The organism is Anaerovibrio lipolyticus (assembly GCF_021531495.1).
Lineage (GTDB): Bacteria > Bacillota > Negativicutes > Selenomonadales > Selenomonadaceae > Anaerovibrio.
In genome coordinates this window covers 15,253-35,948 of sequence record NZ_JADYTY010000011.1, presented here as the reverse complement: position 1 = coordinate 35,948, position 20,696 = coordinate 15,253, and the positions used below count along the sequence as shown (strand labels likewise).

The 20,696-nt window shown below is 44.6% G+C and carries 33 protein-coding genes and 1 pseudogene; 3 read left to right on the top strand and 31 right to left on the bottom strand.

Features of this window, described 5'->3' with window-relative positions; genetic code table 11:
- Positions 1-42 precede the first annotated feature (42 nt).
- The 18 genes and pseudogenes from I6E26_RS05635 to I6E26_RS05560 form a co-directional block, all read right to left on the bottom strand.
- A complete protein-coding gene (locus I6E26_RS05635; protein WP_235320885.1) occupies positions 43-927 on the bottom strand; it encodes an AAA family ATPase in 885 nt (294 codons plus the stop codon).
- Positions 928-996: 69 nt separating this feature from the next.
- A complete protein-coding gene (locus tag I6E26_RS05630) occupies positions 997-2,094 on the bottom strand; it encodes a PIN domain-containing protein (RefSeq protein WP_235320884.1) in 1,098 nt (365 codons plus the stop codon).
- 179 nt (positions 2,095-2,273) lie between these two features.
- Positions 2,274-2,948, bottom strand: a complete 675-nt coding sequence (locus I6E26_RS05625; protein ID WP_235320883.1) for a DUF4368 domain-containing protein — start codon at positions 2,946-2,948, stop codon at positions 2,274-2,276.
- A gap of 54 nt (positions 2,949-3,002) precedes the next feature.
- Positions 3,003-3,107: pseudogene (locus I6E26_RS11380) on the bottom strand (recombinase family protein); the annotation flags it as partial.
- 24 nt (positions 3,108-3,131) lie between these two features.
- Positions 3,132-4,001, bottom strand: a complete 870-nt coding sequence (locus I6E26_RS05620) for an IS3 family transposase (RefSeq protein WP_235320908.1) — start codon at positions 3,999-4,001, stop codon at positions 3,132-3,134.
- A 44-nt stretch (positions 4,002-4,045) separates the two neighbouring features.
- Positions 4,046-4,387: a transposase gene (locus I6E26_RS05615; RefSeq protein ID WP_235320882.1), complete on the bottom strand. Its 342-nt coding sequence runs from the start codon at positions 4,385-4,387 to the stop codon at positions 4,046-4,048.
- A 54-nt stretch (positions 4,388-4,441) separates the two neighbouring features.
- Positions 4,442-5,311: a recombinase family protein gene (locus I6E26_RS05610; protein ID WP_235320881.1), complete on the bottom strand. Its 870-nt coding sequence runs from the start codon at positions 5,309-5,311 to the stop codon at positions 4,442-4,444.
- Positions 5,312-5,381: 70 nt separating this feature from the next.
- The gene (locus tag I6E26_RS05605) at positions 5,382-5,540 is read right to left on the bottom strand and encodes a transposon-encoded TnpW family protein (RefSeq protein WP_235320880.1); all 159 of its coding nucleotides are present in this window, start codon (positions 5,538-5,540) and stop codon (positions 5,382-5,384) included.
- Between the two features lie 119 nt (positions 5,541-5,659).
- Complete coding sequence (locus I6E26_RS05600; protein WP_235320879.1) at positions 5,660-6,019, bottom strand: HNH endonuclease; 360 nt, start codon at positions 6,017-6,019, stop codon at positions 5,660-5,662.
- A gap of 246 nt (positions 6,020-6,265) precedes the next feature.
- The gene (locus I6E26_RS05595) at positions 6,266-7,282 is read right to left on the bottom strand and encodes a phage major capsid protein (RefSeq protein ID WP_268824814.1); all 1,017 of its coding nucleotides are present in this window, start codon (positions 7,280-7,282) and stop codon (positions 6,266-6,268) included.
- Complete coding sequence (locus I6E26_RS05590) at positions 7,233-7,559, bottom strand: hypothetical protein (protein ID WP_235320877.1); 327 nt, start codon at positions 7,557-7,559, stop codon at positions 7,233-7,235. The genes I6E26_RS05595 and I6E26_RS05590 overlap by 50 nt, the downstream gene beginning before the upstream one ends.
- Position 7,560: 1 nt before the next feature.
- On the bottom strand, positions 7,561-7,866 hold the full coding sequence (locus tag I6E26_RS05585) for a hypothetical protein (protein WP_235320876.1): 306 nt from the start codon (positions 7,864-7,866) through the stop codon (positions 7,561-7,563).
- A 3-nt stretch (positions 7,867-7,869) separates the two neighbouring features.
- Positions 7,870-8,124: a hypothetical protein gene (locus tag I6E26_RS05580; RefSeq protein ID WP_235320875.1), complete on the bottom strand. Its 255-nt coding sequence runs from the start codon at positions 8,122-8,124 to the stop codon at positions 7,870-7,872.
- A complete protein-coding gene (locus tag I6E26_RS05575; protein WP_235320874.1) occupies positions 8,124-8,489 on the bottom strand; it encodes a hypothetical protein in 366 nt (121 codons plus the stop codon). The genes I6E26_RS05580 and I6E26_RS05575 overlap by 1 nt, the downstream gene beginning before the upstream one ends.
- A 19-nt stretch (positions 8,490-8,508) precedes the next feature.
- Entirely contained in the window at positions 8,509-8,631 is a 123-nt protein-coding gene (locus tag I6E26_RS11215) for a hypothetical protein (RefSeq protein ID WP_268824813.1), read from the bottom strand.
- Between the two features lie 172 nt (positions 8,632-8,803).
- Positions 8,804-11,101, bottom strand: coding sequence for a phage/plasmid primase, P4 family (locus I6E26_RS05570; protein WP_235320873.1), 2,298 nt, complete (start codon positions 11,099-11,101; stop codon positions 8,804-8,806).
- Between the two features lie 36 nt (positions 11,102-11,137).
- Entirely contained in the window at positions 11,138-11,314 is a 177-nt protein-coding gene (locus I6E26_RS05565) for an excisionase family DNA-binding protein (protein WP_235320872.1), read from the bottom strand.
- A 73-nt stretch (positions 11,315-11,387) separates the two neighbouring features.
- Positions 11,388-11,543 carry a hypothetical protein gene (locus I6E26_RS05560; protein WP_235320871.1) on the bottom strand — a complete coding sequence of 52 codons (156 nt, stop codon included), beginning with the start codon at positions 11,541-11,543 and terminating at the stop codon, positions 11,388-11,390.
- A gap of 191 nt (positions 11,544-11,734) precedes the next feature.
- Between I6E26_RS05560 and I6E26_RS05555 the strand changes: the two genes are divergently transcribed.
- The 3 genes from I6E26_RS05555 (at position 11,735) to I6E26_RS05545 (ending at position 14,153) form a co-directional block, all read left to right on the top strand.
- Positions 11,735-12,676, top strand: a complete 942-nt coding sequence (locus I6E26_RS05555) for a hypothetical protein (protein WP_235320870.1) — start codon at positions 11,735-11,737, stop codon at positions 12,674-12,676.
- A 150-nt stretch (positions 12,677-12,826) separates the two neighbouring features.
- A complete protein-coding gene (locus tag I6E26_RS05550) occupies positions 12,827-13,063 on the top strand; it encodes a helix-turn-helix domain-containing protein (protein WP_235320869.1) in 237 nt (78 codons plus the stop codon).
- Positions 13,038-14,153, top strand: a complete 1,116-nt coding sequence (locus I6E26_RS05545; protein WP_235320868.1) for a DNA adenine methylase — start codon at positions 13,038-13,040, stop codon at positions 14,151-14,153. The genes I6E26_RS05550 and I6E26_RS05545 overlap by 26 nt, the downstream gene beginning before the upstream one ends.
- A 50-nt stretch (positions 14,154-14,203) precedes the next feature.
- Here the strand turns inward: I6E26_RS05545 and I6E26_RS05540 are convergent, their stop codons facing one another.
- From I6E26_RS05540 to rpsC, 13 genes are all read right to left on the bottom strand, one after another.
- Positions 14,204-14,455: a hypothetical protein gene (locus I6E26_RS05540; RefSeq protein WP_235320867.1), complete on the bottom strand. Its 252-nt coding sequence runs from the start codon at positions 14,453-14,455 to the stop codon at positions 14,204-14,206.
- Between the two features lie 54 nt (positions 14,456-14,509).
- On the bottom strand, positions 14,510-15,394 hold the full coding sequence (locus I6E26_RS05535) for a hypothetical protein (protein ID WP_235320866.1): 885 nt from the start codon (positions 15,392-15,394) through the stop codon (positions 14,510-14,512).
- Entirely contained in the window at positions 15,391-16,092 is a 702-nt protein-coding gene (locus tag I6E26_RS05530; RefSeq protein ID WP_235320865.1) for a DNA-methyltransferase, read from the bottom strand. Before I6E26_RS05530 ends, I6E26_RS05535 begins: the two co-directional genes overlap by 4 nt.
- Positions 16,093-16,956, bottom strand: a complete 864-nt coding sequence (locus I6E26_RS05525; protein ID WP_235320864.1) for a hypothetical protein — start codon at positions 16,954-16,956, stop codon at positions 16,093-16,095. It abuts the gene before it with no gap.
- Positions 16,957-16,961: 5 nt separating this feature from the next.
- A complete protein-coding gene (locus I6E26_RS05520; protein ID WP_235320863.1) occupies positions 16,962-17,174 on the bottom strand; it encodes a helix-turn-helix domain-containing protein in 213 nt (70 codons plus the stop codon).
- A gap of 393 nt (positions 17,175-17,567) precedes the next feature.
- Complete coding sequence (locus tag I6E26_RS05515) at positions 17,568-17,753, bottom strand: type Z 30S ribosomal protein S14 (RefSeq protein ID WP_235320862.1); 186 nt, start codon at positions 17,751-17,753, stop codon at positions 17,568-17,570.
- 18 nt (positions 17,754-17,771) lie between these two features.
- Positions 17,772-18,311, bottom strand: coding sequence for a 50S ribosomal protein L5 (rplE, locus tag I6E26_RS05510; RefSeq protein ID WP_235320861.1), 540 nt, complete (start codon positions 18,309-18,311; stop codon positions 17,772-17,774).
- 22 nt (positions 18,312-18,333) lie between these two features.
- A complete protein-coding gene (gene rplX / locus I6E26_RS05505; protein ID WP_235320860.1) occupies positions 18,334-18,666 on the bottom strand; it encodes a 50S ribosomal protein L24 in 333 nt (110 codons plus the stop codon).
- 17 nt (positions 18,667-18,683) lie between these two features.
- Positions 18,684-19,052 carry a 50S ribosomal protein L14 gene (rplN, locus tag I6E26_RS05500; protein ID WP_235320859.1) on the bottom strand — a complete coding sequence of 123 codons (369 nt, stop codon included), beginning with the start codon at positions 19,050-19,052 and terminating at the stop codon, positions 18,684-18,686.
- 36 nt (positions 19,053-19,088) lie between these two features.
- Positions 19,089-19,346, bottom strand: coding sequence for a 30S ribosomal protein S17 (gene rpsQ, locus I6E26_RS05495; RefSeq protein ID WP_235320858.1), 258 nt, complete (start codon positions 19,344-19,346; stop codon positions 19,089-19,091).
- Between the two features lie 45 nt (positions 19,347-19,391).
- Positions 19,392-19,583, bottom strand: a complete 192-nt coding sequence (rpmC, locus tag I6E26_RS05490; RefSeq protein ID WP_235320857.1) for a 50S ribosomal protein L29 — start codon at positions 19,581-19,583, stop codon at positions 19,392-19,394.
- Positions 19,573-20,019: a 50S ribosomal protein L16 gene (gene rplP / locus I6E26_RS05485; RefSeq protein WP_235320856.1), complete on the bottom strand. Its 447-nt coding sequence runs from the start codon at positions 20,017-20,019 to the stop codon at positions 19,573-19,575. The genes rpmC and rplP overlap by 11 nt, the downstream gene beginning before the upstream one ends.
- Positions 20,019-20,687 carry a 30S ribosomal protein S3 gene (gene rpsC / locus I6E26_RS05480; RefSeq protein WP_235320855.1) on the bottom strand — a complete coding sequence of 223 codons (669 nt, stop codon included), beginning with the start codon at positions 20,685-20,687 and terminating at the stop codon, positions 20,019-20,021. The genes rplP and rpsC overlap by 1 nt, the downstream gene beginning before the upstream one ends.
- Between the last annotated feature and the right edge of the window lie 9 nt (positions 20,688-20,696).

The following is a 20,696-nucleotide window of genomic DNA, read 5'->3' as shown; positions in this document are numbered from 1 at the left end:
GTTACCACCTCGCTTTAATATAATTACAGGGGAAAATGCTTATTAATCCTTGCCAATGCGCAAATCTAGCAAATCTTGTATAATCTGCCGTTCATCCTCGTTGAATACCTTGTTTACCAAGCCCATTTGTAGAGCAGAACGCAAGCCCAAGCCTTGCTGATAAATTCCCAAGGCTCCTAATAGTCCCCGTAAATCCACAGCCTTGCTGGATATTTCTCCCTGCTGATATTTTAGCTGTAAATCCATAAATAGAGCAATAACGCTGCTGCGAATTTTGTCTGACAAATGACCGTATTGCTTTTCTAATAAATTAGCCAGCATATGCTCATTGGCAGGTGGCAAAGCAATCACCGCAAATCTTGAAGCCAAAGCCTCATTTAGCTCTCTAGTACCAGCATAGCCATAATTCATGGTGGCAATAAATCTGGTAGCTGGGTGCATTTTGAGACGGCCGTAGCCGGGAATATCCAAGATACGACGAAAATCCAACATAGAATGCAGAGCTGCCAAGGCTTCGTTCCGAGCCATATTGATTTCATCAAAAATACAAAAGCCACCTTGACTAGCACATTCATAAACAGGACCAGGCCGAAATTGCACCTGTCCATCTCGGAAGGTATCTGAACCCAGCATCATAGCTGCATCCATATTTACATGAAAGGAAACATTCCAATCTCCCCTGCCAAAGCAATAAGCCAAATTCTCAGCTAATACATTCTTACCTGTGGCCTTGGCTCCTACCAACAGAAGATTTTCCCCTGCCAAAAGCGCTCCTAGAGCCTGCTCCCATATTTCCTTGCCATAGTATTGAAATCCTGGCGCCAAAAGCGGCCTATCCTGATTGCTCCAGGGATAGGCCGCCTTATATGCTTCCAGGCTATCTATGAGACAGGGAGCAATCCCTTGTTCCTGCAAAAAAGTCAACATAAACAGCCCCTTTTTTTATATGTTTTTACCTAATTCAACCATTTGAAAAAGTCCATCTTCAGCATTGCCCTACTGCTCAGGTATTGCCTCTCCATCCTGACGGATACGGCGTCTGCCCCTAGGACTCTTTACAGGAATATTGGCCTGAACCTTGTTTTCCTCGGACTGATCCTCTCCTGCCAGACTGGCCTGGTAAATCCCCCGAATTGGCTTATATACAGCCTTCACCTTCTGGTACAGCTCGCCACCCTTTTTACGGCCTAAAGACTGCAAAAGACGATGATAGAACTGCATCTTGGTTTCGGAATCCTCCAAAGCCTCACAGATATCCTCAGCCTGCTTGTATACCAAAGGAATTTTCTGAATCAGCTTAATATGATTTAATATTTTGGTACAAATAGACTGATGAGCCCGGCGCTTAATCTCCTCATCTGTCAAAACAGCTGCTTCTGCCTCATTTTCAGCCTCTGCTGTATTTTCCTCTGGCATCTGGGACTGCTCCTCTTCCTCTACTGGAGCTATCTCCTGGTCCTCAGCTGTAATTTTCACCGCCTGAGCCGGCTCTGGATCCTCCTCCTGCTGTGGAACAACAACTACCTCTGGCTCAACCTCTATGGCCCCCACTGGAGCCTCTAAAGGCTCTACAATCATGGCAGGCTGTGCTACAGGCTGTTCTACAGTCTCTGACTGAACCTCTGGCATTTCCTCAGTAAATGTCTTATCCTCAACCTGATAATCGGAAGCTAAATCCCCTAAATCCACAATAACTTCCTGATCGCTTTCATCAATCCCCAGGCCATCCTGATGCTTGATAGCTCCATCAATATCCCGACAACGATAGATATTATCACGGTTCTGCTTGCCAGCCATCTCAATAGCTGCATCATATCCCTTGTCACGACTAATGATATAATACTTTTCTTCGGCACTGTAATTGCACATCAAAGCTGTAATCAGTTGGAAATCCAAAGCATTCTCCACTCCGTTAACAATCTTGTCGAAACAGATGGTTGCTGGACAATCCATCAGCTGGCGCACCACATCAATCTTTAGGGTATCAGCCTTGATACTGTAGAAAAGATGTAGTTTATCCTCCTGCTGCAGCTTTTGCACGCCCTTCAGGCCCTCGTTGTGTACGTTTTCATAGTCTATATAGTAATTTGCCACACTAGCACCTCACAAAAAAATTTTTACTTACATACTATTTTACTCGTATTCATGTCAGTTTGCAAATATACATTTGAAAACTATTTTGATAATCAAAAAAGCCCCCCCATTAAGCGGTGCAAATTAGGGATTTTCAATCCCGGAAAAAATATCGGCATAGTTTGGTATGTATTTACCGGCTATGCCGATTTTTCATTGTCAGTAATAGTTGGCGGCGTAAACTCGCCTATGCAGTTCCATACGATTTTGATTCGCTGTGCCTTGTGTCCGTCAATGCGCTCAGACTGATACACATAGATTTTCTCAACGAACTCCCGGATAATCTCAGCAGTCAGTTTTTTGACGTCTGTGTACTTCCGTACAAGGGCCAAGAAGCGGTCAACATTCACGGAGCTTTCCTTTTCGGCAGCGATCAGTTTTTTCAGCTCGGCTACCCGGCTTTCCAGACCTTTCTGTTCTTCCTCATAGCTGGCGCTCATCTTCGTAAAACGCTCATCGGAAATCTTGCCTTCGACATTGTCCTCATAAAGCCTTTGAATAATCTCATCCAGCTTGCGAATACGGGTCTGCGCCTGTTCCAGTTCACGCTTACCGTCCCGGAGGCTGCGGTCAAGTTCGGACTGAGATTTTTTCGTAATCAGCTCAACGAAATCTGCCTCGTGCTCCCTTACGTAGGTGGTCACAGTCTGAAGCTGGTCAAGAAGAATCTGCTCGATCACCTCGTTGCGAATCTGGTGAGAACTGCAGCCGCCTTTTATTTTCCGGTAGGTGGAGCACACCATATATTCCTTCTGCGGGAGATTGCGCCCTCGTACTTGGTAGAGCTTTTTGCCGCAGTCTGCGCAGAATACCATTCCGGAGAGAATCGGCATCTCGCCCATCGGTGTAACCCGGCGTCTGCCGTTCCGGATGCGCTGCACAATGTCAAAGGTTTCTTGGTCGATGATTGCCTCGTGGGTATTCTCAAATATCTGCCACTGTGACGGATTGATATTGTCAATATTGGTTGACACATTAAACTCGTATAAAGAAGATAGCTATGCCGCTATAGGTAGAGCAGCATAGTATCTATCTCTCTTAACCTTGGGTGGAAGCCCATCATTGGATGAGCAGATTCTCCTGTTGTTCCAGTAGCTCATGAAGTATCTCCAGATTATTGTCTTGAGCTGAGCTACAGTAAAGTCAGTAGACTTAAGATTACGGCTATAGAATAGTTCATCCTTTAGCCTTGCCCACATACTCTCACAGCGGGCATTATCGTGACACCTGCCTCCATCACTATTCATGCTTTGGATAATACCAAGCTCATTGATTTTATCCCTGTAGAGTTGGCTGGTGTACTGTGTACCCCTGTCTGAGTGGCATATACATCCTTTCATACTTGGATGCGTAGTGTAGGCATTTTCAAGGGTTGTTACACACAATGGAGCCTTCATGTTTGTATCCATTGCCAACCCTAAAACAGTTACATCAAAACAATCAAAAATAGCTGAGACATATAGTTTATCATCACTGCCTTTTATTTCAGTGATATCGGTAACGCATTTGGTTAAAGGTTTATCTGCCCTGAAATTACGCTTTAGCTTATCATCAGACTTTCTAGCATTTCTATCATCCTTTGTAATGCCTTTAGGATTACGTCTAGGGCGATGTATAAGTCCTACAGCCTCCATTATACGGTAGATAGTTCTTTCTCCAGGTATGTGGAAATCAGGATCATCCTGATGCTTGAGCTTTAAAGCTGCAAACATTCGATATCTGCCATAGGTATCATTATATTGATCCTCATTAAGGATTTCATACATGGAATTAACTATATAATCATACTTCCATGGAAGGTCTTTGCGTTCAAGGTATTTATAAAAAGCCTGCCTAGATACATTTAAGACCTTGCAGTAAAGACTCAGCTTACCTTTGATTTTGCCGTCATCAGTTTTAAGTGCTAGGAACCTTAATCGTGTGTTCTTGCTGACTTCCGACGGCTCGCTGCAAAAAAAGCGCTTGCCTCTTCAAGAAATTCATTTTCTTCTTTGAGACGTTTGTTTTCCCTGGCAAGTCTCTTGTATTGCTCGCGAAGCATAGCTATCTCTTCTGCAAGAGACATTGCATCACCAGGTGTTTGCGAACCAGGGGTAGAAATAAGACGTCCTTCACGAGTGGCTTTTATCCAGCCATTTAAAGTGCTTGGAGCAAGACCAAGCTCACGAGCAGCTTTGCTAAGACCTATTTCCTTAGCTAAAGTTACAGCCTGTACCTTATAATCTGTATCATAGTGTTTCTGATTTCGTGCCATGAAAAGCACCTCCTTTTCCTCGTATTATATATCATCATATACGAGTAAAAAGTGTCAACAATTATGATACAGCATCAGATCGTTATGAAGCTGCTTTTTGTTCTTGTAGGATTTGCGGTAGGTCTTGAAATTGACCGTATGCCCCAAATACTCCATTCTGGTCAGCATATGAGAAACGGTGCTGTCCTGCCATGTGTAATCGTCACCGACAGTCCGATTGTCCGGTGTGCCTCGGCCCTTTGCTTTCGCATGAGCTGTTGGATTCATATAGCCTCGTTTCATCATTTCTTTACCGATCTGCTGCGGTCCGTAACCGGAGACACAGAGATGAAATACCTCGCGCACCACCTTGGCGGCCTCCTCATCAATTATCCAGTGGTTTTTATCCTCCGGGTCTTTGATGTAGCCATAAGGTGGATTGGTGCAGAGCGGCTTTCCGGATTGACCTTTGGATTTGAACACGGCCCGGATTTTACGGCTGGTGTCCTTGGCATAGAACTCATTGAAGATATTGATGAACGGCGTCATATCGTTCTCGGTGCCGTTGATGCTGTCAACACCGTTGTTGATTGCAATGAAGCGGATGTCGGCATTGGGGAAAACCATCTCGGTATACATACCGACCTGCAAATAGTCTCTGCCAAGCCGGGACATATCCTTGACGATGATCGTTCCGATAAGGCCGTCATCAATCATACCGCTGAGCCTGTTCCAGTCCGGACGGTCAAAATTCGTACCGCTGTAACCGTCATCCACAAAGAACTGTGTGTTCCGAAATCCATTGTCATCAGCGTATTTCTGAAGAATGGACTTCTGGTTAATAATACTGTTGCTGTCTCCCTGCAGCTCGTCATCACGCGACAGGCGGCAGTAAAGAGCGGTTATTTTATCGTTTGCAGCAACGCAAGACTGTCTGTTATTCATGTTTTCCTCCTTTCCGACAGTCTTCAAGCGGTACTACATATTCGCTCTTAACTGTACTTTTATCAAGTGTTTATGACGCTTTTCTTTGTAAAATATCTGTGTCATTGAGGATCAGCCGTTTCACTTTTTCGTAGGCTGTCTCCTTGGCATTTTCGCTGATGGCGTTCTCTATAATGTAAACCGTGTCACCGATGATCTTCGTGATGACAACAGGCGTGTTTTCCTGCATACTGGCCTCCTTTCTAAACTTACGGCCTATTCCCTGTAAAACTTATGCGAAAATATCTGTGAGGCCCCGGCACCGTTCCCGGCGGCAAGAGCCACAGAGATAATCACTCCCCCTTAGGGTTATCTATTATGCCAGCGGTCACCGCTCTCGGCAGTGATGCGGCTGTGACATGGCTTACAAAGAGCCATGAGGTTATCATAATCATGTGTGCCGCCTTTGCTGAGCGGAACGATGTGGTGTACCTCCTGCGAAGTCGTGAGCCGTCCCTGCCTGTAGCATTCCTCGCAGAGCGGGTGAGCAGCGATGTACCTGTTTCGTATCTGCCGCCACTGAGAGCCGTACCGCTCCGAAGGATTGTAGGGACGTTGGTATTGATTGTATTCTTTATTTCTGAGTCGCTCGTGCTGCTCGCAGTACCGTCCTTCGGTAAGGTTAGGACAGCCCGGATAGGCACAGGGCTTCTTCGGTTTTCTCGGCATGGTGTGTCTCCTTTCTGCTGACGGGGAGGGGCGGTCTCAATCTCTGCAGCCTTTCCACATAGCAACGGTGCCGGGGTCTCGTGTGCACAAACGCGATTTCAAAGGGGTAATTAACCCATAAATCGGCTATAAGCGAGTAATAATGTGATAAATCTGGTGTAAATGTTTCTTTGAATTTTTGAGAAAAACAGACGCAGTAGCATAAACCGCTGCGCCTGTTTCCCAAATGACTATATCTGAACTGCGTTATGCAGAGGCAGACTCCTCGGAGGCCATTTCAATGACCTTCACAGCATCGGTGCGGATGAGCTTTCCGTCAATGAACTCGAAAGCCAGATACCCGGTCTGGTGTCTCAAAGCAAACAGCTCCTGCAGTATCTTGCAGCTGACGGGAGTGCGCTTCACGATCCAGTAATACGAAAAATCACCGAAAGCAATAGGCTTGTTTCCTTCCTCAGCGTCCGGCATATACTCGGAAATAATAACCGGCTTGCCGAGGATGGTATTGTCGGCATTGTTCCAGATATAGTTTCCGGTATTATCTTTCAGCTTGCGAAGGGCCAGAGCGGTCTTGTCGTTCATCAGCCAGACGGCGTTTGTGCGGTACTCGGCCTTTACGGAGAAATAGAGTGAAATCACATCATCGTAGGTGATGGTTTCAACTGTGGCAGCCGTTTCAGCACCGGCGGTGGCGTGTAAGATACCCACAGGCTCATCTGTACCGGTACCGTTGATAAAACCGTTATCCTCGGCTCTTGCAAAGTTTCTCGCAAGGTGTTTTGTAAGATAACCTTCGAGATTGAAGGCGGCATCGGTAACGAACTCGGTGGGCAGTCTCAGAAGCGTAGCCAGCTTGTTCCCGGTCACTCTGACCGTGTTGAAATCATCAATAGCATCCTTGATGTCGATGCTTTCGGTCTCCGGGACAAATTCTGCAATATCATCGCTGTTGGCTGTGATGATATCCACAGCGCCGTTATAGCGGGTGAAGACGGAGGCGAGCTTTCTGAAAACGCTCACCTTGCCGATTTCTTTCTCATAATTGTTATCTGTGTTTACCGGCAGATTGTATGTACCGGTTGCGGACGAGCGTCCTTTTTCAAGACGATCCTCGGCATAAGGTGCGCCCTTCATGCAGTTCCAGAACTGCGTTTCATAATCCGGATGGCCGGTATGGATTCTGTTTTCTGCGTAATTCATTGCCTGTACCTCCTTAATAGCTGCTCTTGCGCTTCTCGCAGACCGGGCAGATATAGAGGCCAAGCTCGTGAGAATTGAGGCATCTGCCGACCTGTTTCAGCCTGCCGCTATTGCACTCCGGGCAGTTGATCTCGTAGCGCAGCGCCATTTCGATGGTGTGCGGACGGTAGGCATGGAGCCTGTAATAGCGCTGAAGGTGGCCCTTGGCATCCTCGTGAAGCTCGTCACGCAGGTGAAGGTCGCACATACTCTCGGCGCATTCGTCAGAGTAAAATGAAGTGGTGGCACCGAGCAAAGTGTCATTATCTTTGCACATGCGGTGAATGGGATAGTTAGCCATGTTAAATTTCCTCCTGTAAATGTGTTTTCCCGCCGCAGTCGCAGCAGGTGTAAAGTGAATGTTTATGGGTATCGGCGGATGAAGAAATCGCCTTCATCACTTTTCCGCAATACGGACAGTGAATCTGGTATTCTGCCGCCGTCTCGTTGGAAACGGCATCTTTGCTGCAGAAACGGTAGTAATGAGAGACGAACTCCGTCAGATATAACTTGGTAGAAACGGCGCTCTCATTCGTAGTAAAGAACATCGGCACCATGTCCGGGCTGCTGCCGTCATTGATAAGCGGATGGTATTTGATTTCGTCCATGCCTCAGACCGCCTTCCCGTCAAGGTCCATGAAACGACCTTTGCAGAAAGCGAGAGCCTCATCGTAGGTGTTGAAGACCACACAGGAAAAGTTGTATTCCACTCTCCATGCCGGGTAATCCGTGTTTTCGCATTTTGAAATAATCACGGGATCGCCCTTTCTGGTCTGAAGCAGGGCTTTGCACTCATACTTGCCGCGAGAGAACATACTTCTGTCTTTCTGCGTGAGCTTCGGTTTCGTTCCGTAAAAAATCTTCATTATGAATTCCTCCTTGTTAATTCCGGATGCAGCATATAGAAAATCGCATCCCTGTTGTTGTAGCCGTGTAAAACAAGACCGCTTGAATAATCCTTGAGGCAGTCAGCCTCGCTGCCGATTGCTCTGACTGTGCGTTCAACATCACGTACAGTTTTCACAATGAGGCAGTCCGGAGCGGATTCTCCGTACCAGAGGTAAAGTGTAGCTTTCTGGTCCTTCCTCCGGGAATTGACACCGCTGATCTCAACATTGAAGCCGTTACCAAAATCCCGGTACAGGCAGCGTTCAAAATCAATGGTGCGAATCCGGTATTCCGGGCCGAGCTGCTTTTTAAGCTGGTGAATGGTCGGTGTTTTATTGTCCATTGTCGTTTCCCTCCCTTCATTAGTATTTTGGGGTAGCAGAGGTAGCAGTACGGGTAGCAGACTTCCGAATGACTGCTACCTCGAAAAAGCCTTGAAACATAAGGCTTTTCAGCCGCCGGGTAGCAGAGGTAGCAGTAATCACAGATTGCTCCTCATACTCCCATAAACCTTGTATCTACATATATTGCCTACAAAGTTTTTTGAAATTCCGCTGAGAAGTTGAAAGAACTGCTACCTAAGCCTCGAAAGCGTTGATATACGGGCATTTTTGCGGGTAGCAGTTGTGAATATTACTGCTACCCACTGCTACCCGGTCAGAGAAAATCGGTACCGTCATCGTAGCCATACTCCCTTGCAAACTGTTCTTTCGCCTCCAGTGTCAGTGAATAATCCCTGTAATAGGTATTGCCTTTCTGCCGAGAAGTCATATCCGTGAATGTTGTACCGAGATAATCGGCAAGCTCCTCCCGGAACTCTTTGGCGCTTTTTGCATAGCCGTTATTGTTTTCCCGGCACCATGCTTGATAAACCTTGTAGATGCGGCCTGTGGTGCAATGCCGGTTGATTTTCCCGTTCTGCCAAGGGCACATACATTCCTCAAAGAAACTGATGACGGTGCTGTTGGTGCTTTTGTATTCCTTTCTGGCAGCCGTAACGCTGGCAGGCTCAGAAAAGCGGTAGCCATTTGCGATTACTCTCTGTAAGGCTGTGACCGCCTTATATACAATCCCGTCCCGCTCGGCATACATCTTGTCCAGAAGCTGTTTGTCCTGTTTTTCCTTCGGTATGACATTGGGGCAGCTGACTACCATAATGCGGTCATAAACCCATTGCCCGTCATCGCCGCCGAACTTTGGCAGCCTGTTCATGCAAAACCAGAGCAGACCATTGTAGGTGTACTGAAAGCCCTGCATCCCTTTGAACTCTGCAAAAATCGCATCGCCGCCGGTGATCATTTTGAAGGCTTTCAGCTCGTTGACAGAGAGAAAGCTCATATCCGAGGAACCGGCGAGGCGTGTGCCGTAGATAGCACCGGTGCCGAAACGGGCCTCAATCTCTTTGAGGTCAATGCCGATGAAATTTCCTCTGCCGAGGAGCTTCTCCACAAGGCTTTTCAGTTGAGATTTTCCGGTATCACCGTTACCGACAAGAAATAGAGATTTTTTCATGCGGCTGCCTTTCACATTGGAGATACAGGCACCGATGAACTCCAGCAGGAGCTGTTCGATTTCTTTATCTCCGTTGGTAAGCGTGTGCATATATCTGTCGAATACCGGTGTCGGAGACGGGACACCTTTCCAGTCACAGGGGATCTGAATGGTGGAAAGGATATCCGGGCTGTGCGGAAAAAGCTGCAGACTGTCCTCGGTTACCCGCAGGAGACCGTTTCTGAAATTGATAAGGTCTTCATCGCCGTTCAGATCGTCCTGTGTCACATAGTTAAGGTCTGTGGTGATATGATTCAGCGTCTCGGAAACCTGTCCCATTTTCACAAGCTCCTCATCGTAATCGGCAATGAACTGCTTGATACGGCCCATCAGCATACTGTCGGCATAAAGCCGGTAGCAGCCGTCCTCATATACATATTTGAGGAGCCCCTGCTTGCCGTTATCCCGTACAAGCAGATAACAGAGGTGTTCCCGGACATATTTCGCAAGCAGCGGAACACTGATGTACGGTGCACCTGTCATTTCATTGAATTTAACGAAATACGGGTGATCCATCTTGGATTTATGGAAGGTGCCGTGACAGGCTTCAATGCCAGCCTCTATGGTGCTTGTCCTGTAATCATCACGATTCCACTTATCCCGGAACAGCGCCGAGCCTCTGAAAATCTCGTCAATAGCCTCCGGGTCTGGCCCGGTGCGAAATGCGATCATGGCACAGAGCGCGGCATCGGCTTCGGACTGTGAGTTATATTCGTTGAAATCTCCGCTGTCGTAGAGCTTACTGAATTTCTCACCGTTTTTCTGCTTTCGCAGATTGCATACGATGTCAAAATCCGCTTTGCTGCCGTCACGCTTTTCGCTGTACTTGGTCTTCGGCTTTCTGCGCATATCCTTGTCCAGCGTGGTAAGGATTGCTGCGGTACATTCCCGGAGAGGCTTGTCCTCTATGACGTTTCCGGTATAGACAGCAAAGCGGTTTGTAATGCCGCCGATATACAGCTCCATCTTGTTATTGGGGTTTTTCTGATAAAACTGCCGGTCGAGGCACAGCTTTCCGGTCTTGTCCGTATAGGTAGGTACCTGCGCGAAATCACATTTGCCGTACTGGTGGATGCCGGTGCCGCTGACGGACTGTTCTGCGTAGGAATCGTGCCGGGAGAATATCGTCTGCACGAGCGGATCGGAAAGCTCCCGGTCATCAATATCTATGAAGTAGTAGCCCTCCGGGATTTTGAAACCGATACCGGCGGCACCGGAGACAGTTTCCTTAGCTGCGGCAGCCTCATCGTAGGTAGCCCAAGTGCTACACCATTTTTTATCTGTACCGCAGGGACCGCCGCTGACGGACATCGGCACCTTTGTGCGCTTTCCGTCCGGTTTTATTTCCCAGCGCCATAACATCCATATTTTCTGTTGTTTCAGCTCCTGCATATTGTCGGCCATTTCCTGCACCTCCTTTCCGTCAGATTTTTCTCTGCCTTACACATTGGCAGAATTGATAACAAGCCATTCTTTAAAGGCATCAACGGGAATGAGAATTCTCGTTCCGATCCGGATAACCGGAAAGCCGGGAGTCTTTACAAGCTCATACGCCTTTGGAAGGCTGATGCCGAGCTGCGTAGAAAGCTCCTGTACGCTGATTGTCTGTTTTTCCATCTCTGGCGCTCCTTTCTTCTGAATTTTGAGCAAACAAATACCACCATCGTTTCCGAAGGTGGCAGTTGCAGGTTTATCTGAGGACTATGGCCGCTTTTCCATTGGTCTTTATCTGAAGAACTGCATTGTAGGCTGTGAGGTCTTTGACACCACAATTATTACGCCTGTCGATCAGTTCTTCTTTGCTTTTCAGCCGCCGGTTTTCACGCTGCCGTTTTCGATCCTTCATTACTGATACCTCCTATCCAAATAGATAGACTGCTCCCTCGGTTGCGGGAAACAGCCTTTTCGGTTGACGTCCGCTGTAAGCAAGAAAGTTTTTTACAATTTGCTCTTGTTTACGATGTAATTATAACGTATAATATTACCGAAGTACAATTCTCATCGGTAAGACTAACGGTAAGAAAAGGATGAATTCAAATGAAGCAGCTACCAACTGATTTTTTCTCTTTTACGGAAATAGGCGGCGTGGGAGAGATGATATATAAGGCTGTCCGTTTCCCGGAATGTGTCCCGGAGTATGATCACGAGCGCAAAGAAGATATAATTGTGCCGATATGCACATTTTTCAATCGTCCGGAGGCAGGGACTGATTATTCGATAACCGGGCAGGATCTTCTGGTCAGCCTTTGCAATCTCTATAAAAAAATAAATGCCCCGGACTATTCTGTGGGTATCACAGAGATGGTCTGGGACTGGTGCCGCAGGAATGTTGCTCCGTATAACATTGAGCAGCTGTGTAATCTGATGGAGCAGGAAAATTATATGGAGCTTTATCTGAGCGGGGAGATTATTAATTGGGGAACTTTCGATGTAAAGGACTTCGTAAATGACCTCTGCAAGCTCGGCTCCGCATTTGAATATTATGATGTTCTCAAAAGAGTCCATGTCAGTCATGACGTTGCCAGCGGCAGGGCATTATATTATGAGGGGAGAATCTGTGACAGCAAGCCGTTCCTTGAGAAATTCCGTCATTGCGAAACGGATGAAGAATACCTTACAGAATTCAACAAGGAATATGATGACCTCATGCTCAATGTAATGGAGGCTATTCCAGACATAAGGATGAGGCTCCAGAAAAACAAGAGAACAGGAAAAATAGAGCTGGGAGCCGATGTGCAGTCGGTATTTGATATTGCGTGGTACACCTTCGCCCGTCTGGTAGCGGATGTGGCACCGCCGATTGATAAAGACATGGACTATTTTGAGTCTCAAGGCTCCATTCTGACCTGCATGGCCTGTGGTGAATATTTCGTCCGTCATTCCAGCAGACAGCGGTATTGCAACAATCCGAACTGCCAAGCCGAGCGTAATAACCGGAAGGCCAGAGCGTATTACGAGCGAAAAAAGGAACAACAATAAAAATGATTTGCTACAATACTTGTTTTGAATGCGACGGATACAATGTTGTCAGCCAAATACTTTAATGCCTTAATTAAAGTGAATAAATATTGACATCTCGATACTTTCGCTGCATAATATATTTATCAACAAATAGAAAGGAGCTGCAAAATGTCTTTTTCTTACAAACCCTTGTGGAAATTGCTGATTGATAAGGATATGTCTAAAAAGCAGTTGATGGAGGTAACGAGTATTTCAAAATCCACAATGGATAAAATGGGGCGAAGCGAACAAGTTTCTATGGATATAATTGACAGAATTTGTTCTTATTTCCATTGTAATATAAACGATGTTATTGAACACGTTAACAGCGGAGGCAAAAATGAAGACAGTAAACACGCTAATTAAATGGCCGGGAGGAAAGGCAAGAGAAATCAAGTATATTGAGCACTTGATACCAAATCATGATAGATACATCGAGCCTTTTTTCGGCGGCGGGGCTATGTTTTTCTATCTGAAGCCGGCTTCAGCAGTTATCAACGATATTTCATCTGACTTGATTGACTTTTATTCTCTTGCAAAAGAACAGAATTTAAATTTCAAAGCTACGCTTACAGCATATAGCACTATTTTAGATAACATTATCTTATCTTGTGAAACTCACTATAATGAGCTACTTGCAATATATGGCGATATAAAACAATGTAGTTTTAATCAAGACGGATTGCAAAACTTCGTTAATACGATATTTGATTGTCTCAATATAGGAGCTGTGGAAACTCTGGTTTTGGATACCGCAGCATTTAAAAAGCAGCTATATTCTAACGCGTTGGATAAAATGCAACGAACCGTGAAAAACGAAATCAAGGCTCCGTTTAACGCAGAAGATTTACGAGAAAACCTTATCACGGGATTTACCAGCGGGACTTATATGTACTTTAGAGATATTTATAACGATATTCTTTTAAAACGTAATTCTACAGTAAGCAAAGAGTATCGCGTGGCAAACTTCTACTTTATCCGTGAATATTGTTATGGCTCCATGTTTAGGTATAATAGTAAAGGCGAATTTAATATACCCTATGGAGGAATGTCCTACAATCGTAAAGATTTCAAAACCAAAATCAATGGCATCTTTTGCCCGGAAACGCAGAAGCTGTTTTCGGAAACCGATATTCATTGTCAAGATTTTGAGGAATTTTTTTCTTCTGTCGAAATGACCGAAAATGATTTTATGTTCTTAGACCCTCCGTATGACACGGATTTTTCCGATTATGAAGGCAAGGATTTTACTAAGGAAGATCAACGGCGCCTGGCTGAAGCACTAAAAAAAACAAAAGCAAAGTTCATATTGATTATTAAAAATACCGATTTCATATATTCTCTTTATGACGGGTTCTTCAATATTCTGTGCTTTGATAAAACATATACATATAATGTTCGGAGCAGGAATGAACGTAATGTCGAGCATCTTATAATCACAAACATAGCGATATAAAGAAAAAGTGCTAAGGCCCATTGACCTTAGCACTTTTTCTTTTTGGAGGTCTATTTCTTCTTGAAAAATCCATCTTCGTAATCCACATCATCCGGAAGGTTATTGTGGCTTATGAGATTTCTGACTCTTTGTTCAAACATCGGCTCTGTTGGTCTTGTTGATGAATTCTCTTCATCATAGTCACTTAAATTGAAGGCCTGCGGAATTCGGTCAATAAAATCATTCAATGAAATCTTGTTTTCAACAGAAAGAAGAGAACTTAAAAAATTTTTGATAACACTCTCTTTAATATTATTGCTCATGACAACTTCTCCTTTATATTTTGTACTCATGATTTAAGCGGCTACTTAATTTGATTAGAGATTTTCTATTGCACTTTCTATTTTTGAATTTTCAAACGCCACTTTGAATTTATCAATAAAATCCTTAAAGGTAAGCTCTAAGGGCAACACTTTTGCCCAGAAATCGTCCGGTGTCAGTAGTTCGCAGTTTTTCGTTTCCATAGCACTTTTTACCGACTGTGAACATTCACCATAGCAAGTAGCAAAAAATGAATGACTGTTAGCTACAAAAGAAAACATATTCTTGTTTTTCAAAACTTCATCTGCGTTACTTGGGGCATTTTTAGTGTCAAGATTCCCGCCCATTTTTATTTCATAAACAAATAAGTCTTCAATTATCTTTTTTTCGCTGGTACCTTCTTCCTTAATGCTAAGCGTCAACAGATCAACCGGATAATTTTTCCCTTTCCAGTTTGAAAGTTCTGATTTAGCGGTAGGTGAATTTAAGTCCATTACGATTTTTGTAGTTGCTAATTTGTCGCATTTGGATTTTATTTTTAGTTTTCGTTTTACGTCCTTATCCGATAAGTTGCTCGAAATATAAACATATTGAGCAAACGGGTTGAAGTTTTTATTTTGCCATTTTTTATCGACATCAAGAGGAACAGAAAACAAGGTTACAGTTACCTGCCCGGAAAGTTCATCATAATTAAGCACAGTGATGTTAGGCGCTCCAATAACTCCAAATTTTTGGCGAGACAAAAAGAAAATAATACGCTGAATCCTGTTGCCCAGCTGAGAGTCAACACTTCTTCCAAGCGCCATATACTTCTTTATGTCATTGTTGATTAGAGGCAGAAACGGATTCTTCTCTCGATTCCCCATATTTTCTTCGTAATTATTACAAACATTGTCCGACATTGCCTTTAGTTCTGTGAGCAAAAAATCTTCAATTTTCATAACTGTTCACATCCTCCCATCCTTAAACAGGCAGCATCGTAATAAACCTTATCAATTTCGCATCCAACAAAACGTCTGCCACACTGTCTTGCCGCAACACCTGTAGAACCCACGCCCATAAACGGATCAAAAACTATGTCGCCGGGATTAGAGGCAATATTAATAATATGAGATAAAAGGCTTACAGGTTTTTGAGCTGGATGTTTGGGATTCTTCAATCGCTCTGGGGTCATGCATATTGGAGATTCAAAAAAATTATGCATCTCGTTCTGTGTTGTAAAATTCCATTTGTGACCCTTGTTCCAAAGACAAATAATCATTTCGCAACTATTCAAAAACCCATTTTTGTAGATTTTCGGAGCTGGATTTGTTTTGTGCCAGATAAAAAACTGAAAGGTATCAAATTCGCTATCAAAAACCTCATGCCATTTTCCGATTAAGTTATAGCTTGTAAAAACAAATATGTTTCCATCCGGTTTTATTATCCGCTTGAAATCGTATAATAAATCTTTCGGGTCGAGAGGTACGTTGTCCCAGTCTGCAATATCATTATTCAATGCATCTCTGCCGGGAAGAGGAATATTCCCAGTTGAGTACTGAGCGATATTGTAAGGAGGATCGGTTAGTATTAAATCAATGCAATTGTCCGGAAGGCCTTTCATATATTCCAGACAATCCTTGTTGATGAGCCTTGACATTTACTCTCCAATACATTCACTAATCATATCGTTGATGCGTTTATTTAAATCAATTTCCTCTAACGCTTCACGATAGACTTCAGTGAATTCTTCATATGGCATTCCAGCGGGTAAAATCCGCTCCCAAAAATTCTTACCTATTAAAAACATAGACGGATAATTCAAATGTTTTTTTACTGCACCAGTCCAAGTGTTTCTTTCTCCGTCTTTATTATATAATGTGGCAAAGTACGCCTTGCAATTTTCGATGCCCATATCGACATATATTGTCAAAAGTTTTTCAACATTAGAAGGAGCATTAGAACTATCTAAATCACCGCCTGCTTTCAATTCCATAATGTTCCAATTTGTACCATCAAAAAATGCCAAATCAACGGGCTTTGTATAAATGCGTGTTGATTTATACTTCCGAGAGAGCGGCAGCAAAGTAGATTTGCATGTCGCATGCGTCACTCGGCTTTCTTCACGCATTCTACCTTTCCCGGTTGCTTCATTGTTTGCTCTGAAAGAAGCGATTTCTCCTCGTAAATCTCCGTTGTGGGTATCTACATCAGTTACTACAACTTGACCCGTAACACTTGCAGGATCAATACTGTGATGCAGATTACGTGGATTAACTATCGCAGGAACATTTTCTTCTCCAAATGTCAATCGCGCAATTCTTTTAGCGCATGTTTCGATTGCAAACCCACTCTTTGATTCAAAACTACTGACAAAAACCATGCTTGCAGTTATTCTCTCATCCATTTGACTTAAAAGGAAATTATTAACTTTACGTCTATAGTTGGAAGAAAAGTCTGCCTCTATAAGGGCGGTCAGATTTGAAAATTCTTCAATTACAATTCTTTTTATTTGGTCTCTCATAATATTCACCCTTCTTCAATGAATAATTTATATGTATCGATTCCGAGAGCGTCGGCAATTTTTTGTACATTATCAAGAGCAATGCTTCTTTGGAAGCGTTCTATGTCGCTTATATATGTCCTGTGCAAACCACACATTTCTGCGAATTTTTCCTGTGAAACGCCCAACTCATTTCGGTATTTTCTTAAATTCGTTCCAAAAACTTTTACTATATCCACCTTGACAAACACCCCCCATGTAACGTAATATATTATATTTTTGAGCACACAAAAAGTCTACAGACAATAAGTTACTGAATGTAAATCATGTTTAAACAACAAAAAGACCACACTAAAGGTTTTATCCTTCGGTGTGATCTTTAGTTTGTGCCTCCGCTTGAAGAGTGCCGGTCAAAAATTCTCTTGTTTTAGAAAATCCCTAAGCAGCACTCCCTTTACTGGGAGAGCTTTTCTTATAACCCCTACATTATTCAAAGAAAATGCCTCTGCATTTTCTTTCAATGGGGTTTCGACGAGGGTGGAGATATTAGCTCAACCCTGTCATTAGCACAACACCCCGCCACCCATAGAGGTGGGGGACATCGGACACCTCGTTATAGTTCGTACTGTATATTACCAGCTAGCCTTAGTTACGCCAGGAATGGCACCCTTGTAGCTCTGCTCTCTGAAACAAATACGGCACATATCGAACTTTCTGATATAACCGTGCGGACGACCGCAAATCTTACATCTGTTATACTGGCGAACAGGGAACTTAGGCTCCTTGCTCCACTTTTCAATCATTGCCTTCTTGGCCACAGTCAGTACCCCCTATCCTTATGCTTTGAAAGGCATGCCCATGAGCTTCAAGAGCTCGCGAGCTTCCTCATCGGTCTTTGCAGTGGTAACAACAACAATGTTCATACCACGGAGCTTATCAATCTTATCATACTCAATTTCAGGGAAAATGAGCTGCTCCTTCAAGCCGATTGCGTAGTTGCCACGACCGTCGAAAGAATTGGCACTGATACCACGGAAGTCACGAACGCGAGGCAATGCTACGTTCATGAACTTGTCCAGGAACTGATACATGCGAACACCACGCAGAGTAACCTTTGCGCCGATAGGCATGCCCTGACGAAGCTTCCAAGCAGCCAGAGACTTCTTAGCTCTGGTGAGGATTGGCTTCTGACCAGCAATAATGGTCAAATCGTTAACAGCAGCGTCGAGAGCCTTAGGGTTGCCTACAGCCTCGCCAACACCCATGTTAATGATGATCTTTGCGATTTTAGGGAGTTCCATAACATTCTTGTAGCCGAACTTTTCAGTCAATGCAGGAACAACCTCATTGATATACTTTTCCTGTAATCTATCCAACTAGATATCCTCCTTTCCTTTCTTATTTAGTCTGATCGATAACTTCGCCGCACTTCTTGCACGCACGAACATTTTTGCCGTTTACTTCCTTGTGAGCAACACGAGTAGCCTTGCCGCAAGCTGGGCAAACCAACATAACCTTTGCTGCAAACATAGGAGCCTCCTTGGTGATAATGCCACCCTGAGGAGCGCTCTGGTTAGGCTTAGTGTGACGCTTAATCTTGTTAACGCCCTCTACTACAACCTTACCCTTCTTTGGCAGAGCCTGGATAACCTTGCCCTGCTGGCCTTTATCTTTACCGGACAATACCAGAACGGTATCACCCTTCTTTACATGCAGTTTTGTAATTGCCAAAGTCGCACCTCCTCACATTAAAGAACTTCTGGAGCCAGAGATACGATCTTCATGAAATCCTTCTCACGAAGCTCTCTCGCTACTGGCCCAAAAATACGGGTACCCTTAGGAGTCTTATCCTCCTTGATAATAACGGCTGCATTCTCATCAAAGCGAATGTAGGAACCGTCATTGCGACGCAGGCCCTTCTTGCTACGAACTACTACGGCCTTAACAACGTCGCCCTTCTTAACGACGCCGCCAGGGGATGCAGATTTTACTGCAGCCACGATTATATCACCAATGTTAGCATACTTGCGATAAGAGCCGCCCAATACACGGATGCACATGATTTCCTTAGCACCGGTGTTGTCGCCAACATTGAGTAAAGTCTGTTGCTGAATCATCAGTTAACCTCCTCAACCAGAATTTCCCAACGGAAATTATCTTGCTTTCTCAACGATCTCTACAACTCTCCAACGCTTATCCTTGGACAGTGGGCGGGTTTCCATCAGGGAAACGATGTCGCCAACATGAGCCTCGTTATTTTCATCATGGGCCTTGAACTTTACAGTCTTCTTAACGGCCTTCTTATAAAGTGCATGCTGCTCGATATCCTCAACTGCTACAACAACAGTCTTGTCCATCTTGTCGCTTACTACCTTACCAACTTTAGTCTTGCGTTCATTTCTCTCGCTCATTAAGGAGCCTCCTTCCTAATACGTATCTTATTATGTCGAATCAAATCAAGCCTTAGCCTGCTCAGTCTGTACAGTCTTAATGCGGGCAATAGTCTTCTTTACTTCCTTGATACGCATTGGGTTCTCCAACTGACCAGTAGCCAGCTGGAAACGGAGGTTGAACAACTCCTCTTTGAGAGAAGCAAGTTTCTGGTTAAGTTCCTCAGCGCTCAAATCTCTAATCTCATTAACCTTCATTTACTTCACCGCCCTCTGCCTTTTCAGTCTCTTCGCGAGTTACAAACTTGCACTTGATTGGAAGCTTGTGAGCTGCAAGACGCATTGCTTCAGCTGCTACTTCCTTAGTCACGCCATCCATCTCGAAGAGAACGCGACCTGGCTTTACTACTGCTACCCAGTACTCAGGTGAGCCCTTACCGGAACCCATACGGGTCTCAGCTGGCTTTGCAGTTACAGGCTTGTCAGGGAAAATCTTGATCCAAACCTGACCACCACGCTTGATGTAACGGGTCATAGCAATACGGGCTGCCTCAATCTGACGGTTAGTAATCCAAGCTGGCTCCAGTGCAACAAGACCATAATCACCATGGGAAACCTTGTTACCGCGCTGTGCCTTACCCTTCATACGACCACGGAACTGCTTGCGATATTTAACTCTCTTTGGTAATAACATTAAGCTTCGCTCCCTTCAACAGCAGCAGTACGCTGCTTCTTCTCAGGAAGGACCTCACCCTTGAAGATCCAAACTTTAACGCCAATACGACCATAGGTAGTTGCTGCCTCGTAAGTACCATAGTCAATGTCTGCTCTCAGGGTGTGCAGAGGAATGGAACCCTCACGATAGGACTCGCTACGGGCAATTTCAGCACCGCCGAGACGGCCGCTAACCATAACCTTGATACCCTTTGCGCCCAGACGCATAGTGCGGCCTACAGCCTGCTTCATAGCACGACGGAAGGCAATACGACGCTCCAGGGACTCAGCAATGCTCTTTGCTACCAAAGTTGCATCCATATCTGGCTGCTTAATCTCTGCAATATTGATGTCAACATTGCAGTCGGTGAACTTCTTCAGTCCAGCCTTTACCTGCTCGATTCCGGAACCACCACGGCCGATAACCATGCCTGGCTTTGCAGTATGGATAGTCAGCTTCAGACGGTTCTTGGAACGCTCAGTCTCAATCTTGGAAACTCCGGCGCTCTGCAGAGTATTCTGCAAATGCTCACGGATTTTAATATCTTCATGCAGGTTTGCTGCAAAATCTTTGCCAGCATACCACTTAGCATCCCAAGTCTTTACGATGCCAAGTCTTATACCATGCGGATTTACTTTCTGACCCAAAGTTAATAC

Bases quoted from the DNA above. Each gene is read 5' to 3' on its own strand.
- I6E26_RS05585 (WP_235320876.1), bottom strand. From the start codon at position 7,866: ATGGACGAAATCAAATACCATCCGCTTATCAATGACGGCAGCAGCCCG.
- I6E26_RS05535 (WP_235320866.1), bottom strand. From the start codon at position 15,394: ATGAAAATTGAAGATTTTTTGCTCACAGAACTAAAGGCAATGTCGGAC.
- I6E26_RS05580 (WP_235320875.1), bottom strand. From the start codon at position 8,124: ATGAAGATTTTTTACGGAACGAAACCGAAGCTCACGCAGAAAGACAGA.
- I6E26_RS05575 (WP_235320874.1), bottom strand. From the start codon at position 8,489: ATGGACAATAAAACACCGACCATTCACCAGCTTAAAAAGCAGCTCGGC.
- I6E26_RS05545 (WP_235320868.1), top strand. From the start codon at position 13,038: ATGAAGACAGTAAACACGCTAATTAAATGGCCGGGAGGAAAGGCAAGA.
- rpsQ (WP_235320858.1), bottom strand. From the start codon at position 19,346: ATGAGCGAGAGAAATGAACGCAAGACTAAAGTTGGTAAGGTAGTAAGC.
- rpmC (WP_235320857.1), bottom strand. From the start codon at position 19,583: ATGAAGGTTAATGAGATTAGAGATTTGAGCGCTGAGGAACTTAACCAG.
- I6E26_RS05570 (WP_235320873.1), bottom strand. From the start codon at position 11,101: ATGGCCGACAATATGCAGGAGCTGAAACAACAGAAAATATGGATGTTA.
- I6E26_RS05590 (WP_235320877.1), bottom strand. From the start codon at position 7,559: ATGGCTAACTATCCCATTCACCGCATGTGCAAAGATAATGACACTTTG.
- rplN (WP_235320859.1), bottom strand. From the start codon at position 19,052: ATGATTCAGCAACAGACTTTACTCAATGTTGGCGACAACACCGGTGCT.
- I6E26_RS05530 (WP_235320865.1), bottom strand. From the start codon at position 16,092: ATGTCAAGGCTCATCAACAAGGATTGTCTGGAATATATGAAAGGCCTT.
- I6E26_RS05550 (WP_235320869.1), top strand. From the start codon at position 12,827: ATGTCTTTTTCTTACAAACCCTTGTGGAAATTGCTGATTGATAAGGAT.
- I6E26_RS05605 (WP_235320880.1), bottom strand. From the start codon at position 5,540: ATGCAGGAAAACACGCCTGTTGTCATCACGAAGATCATCGGTGACACG.
- I6E26_RS05525 (WP_235320864.1), bottom strand. From the start codon at position 16,956: ATGAGAGACCAAATAAAAAGAATTGTAATTGAAGAATTTTCAAATCTG.
- I6E26_RS05560 (WP_235320871.1), bottom strand. From the start codon at position 11,543: ATGAAGGATCGAAAACGGCAGCGTGAAAACCGGCGGCTGAAAAGCAAA.
- I6E26_RS05555 (WP_235320870.1), top strand. From the start codon at position 11,735: ATGAAGCAGCTACCAACTGATTTTTTCTCTTTTACGGAAATAGGCGGC.
- I6E26_RS05615 (WP_235320882.1), bottom strand. From the start codon at position 4,387: ATGGCACGAAATCAGAAACACTATGATACAGATTATAAGGTACAGGCT.
- I6E26_RS05610 (WP_235320881.1), bottom strand. From the start codon at position 5,311: ATGAATAACAGACAGTCTTGCGTTGCTGCAAACGATAAAATAACCGCT.
- I6E26_RS05635 (WP_235320885.1), bottom strand. From the start codon at position 927: ATGTTGACTTTTTTGCAGGAACAAGGGATTGCTCCCTGTCTCATAGAT.
- I6E26_RS05565 (WP_235320872.1), bottom strand. From the start codon at position 11,314: ATGGAAAAACAGACAATCAGCGTACAGGAGCTTTCTACGCAGCTCGGC.
- I6E26_RS05600 (WP_235320879.1), bottom strand. From the start codon at position 6,019: ATGCCGAGAAAACCGAAGAAGCCCTGTGCCTATCCGGGCTGTCCTAAC.
- I6E26_RS05625 (WP_235320883.1), bottom strand. From the start codon at position 2,948: ATGGTATTCTGCGCAGACTGCGGCAAAAAGCTCTACCAAGTACGAGGG.
- I6E26_RS05540 (WP_235320867.1), bottom strand. From the start codon at position 14,455: ATGAGCAATAATATTAAAGAGAGTGTTATCAAAAATTTTTTAAGTTCT.
- rplP (WP_235320856.1), bottom strand. From the start codon at position 20,019: ATGTTATTACCAAAGAGAGTTAAATATCGCAAGCAGTTCCGTGGTCGT.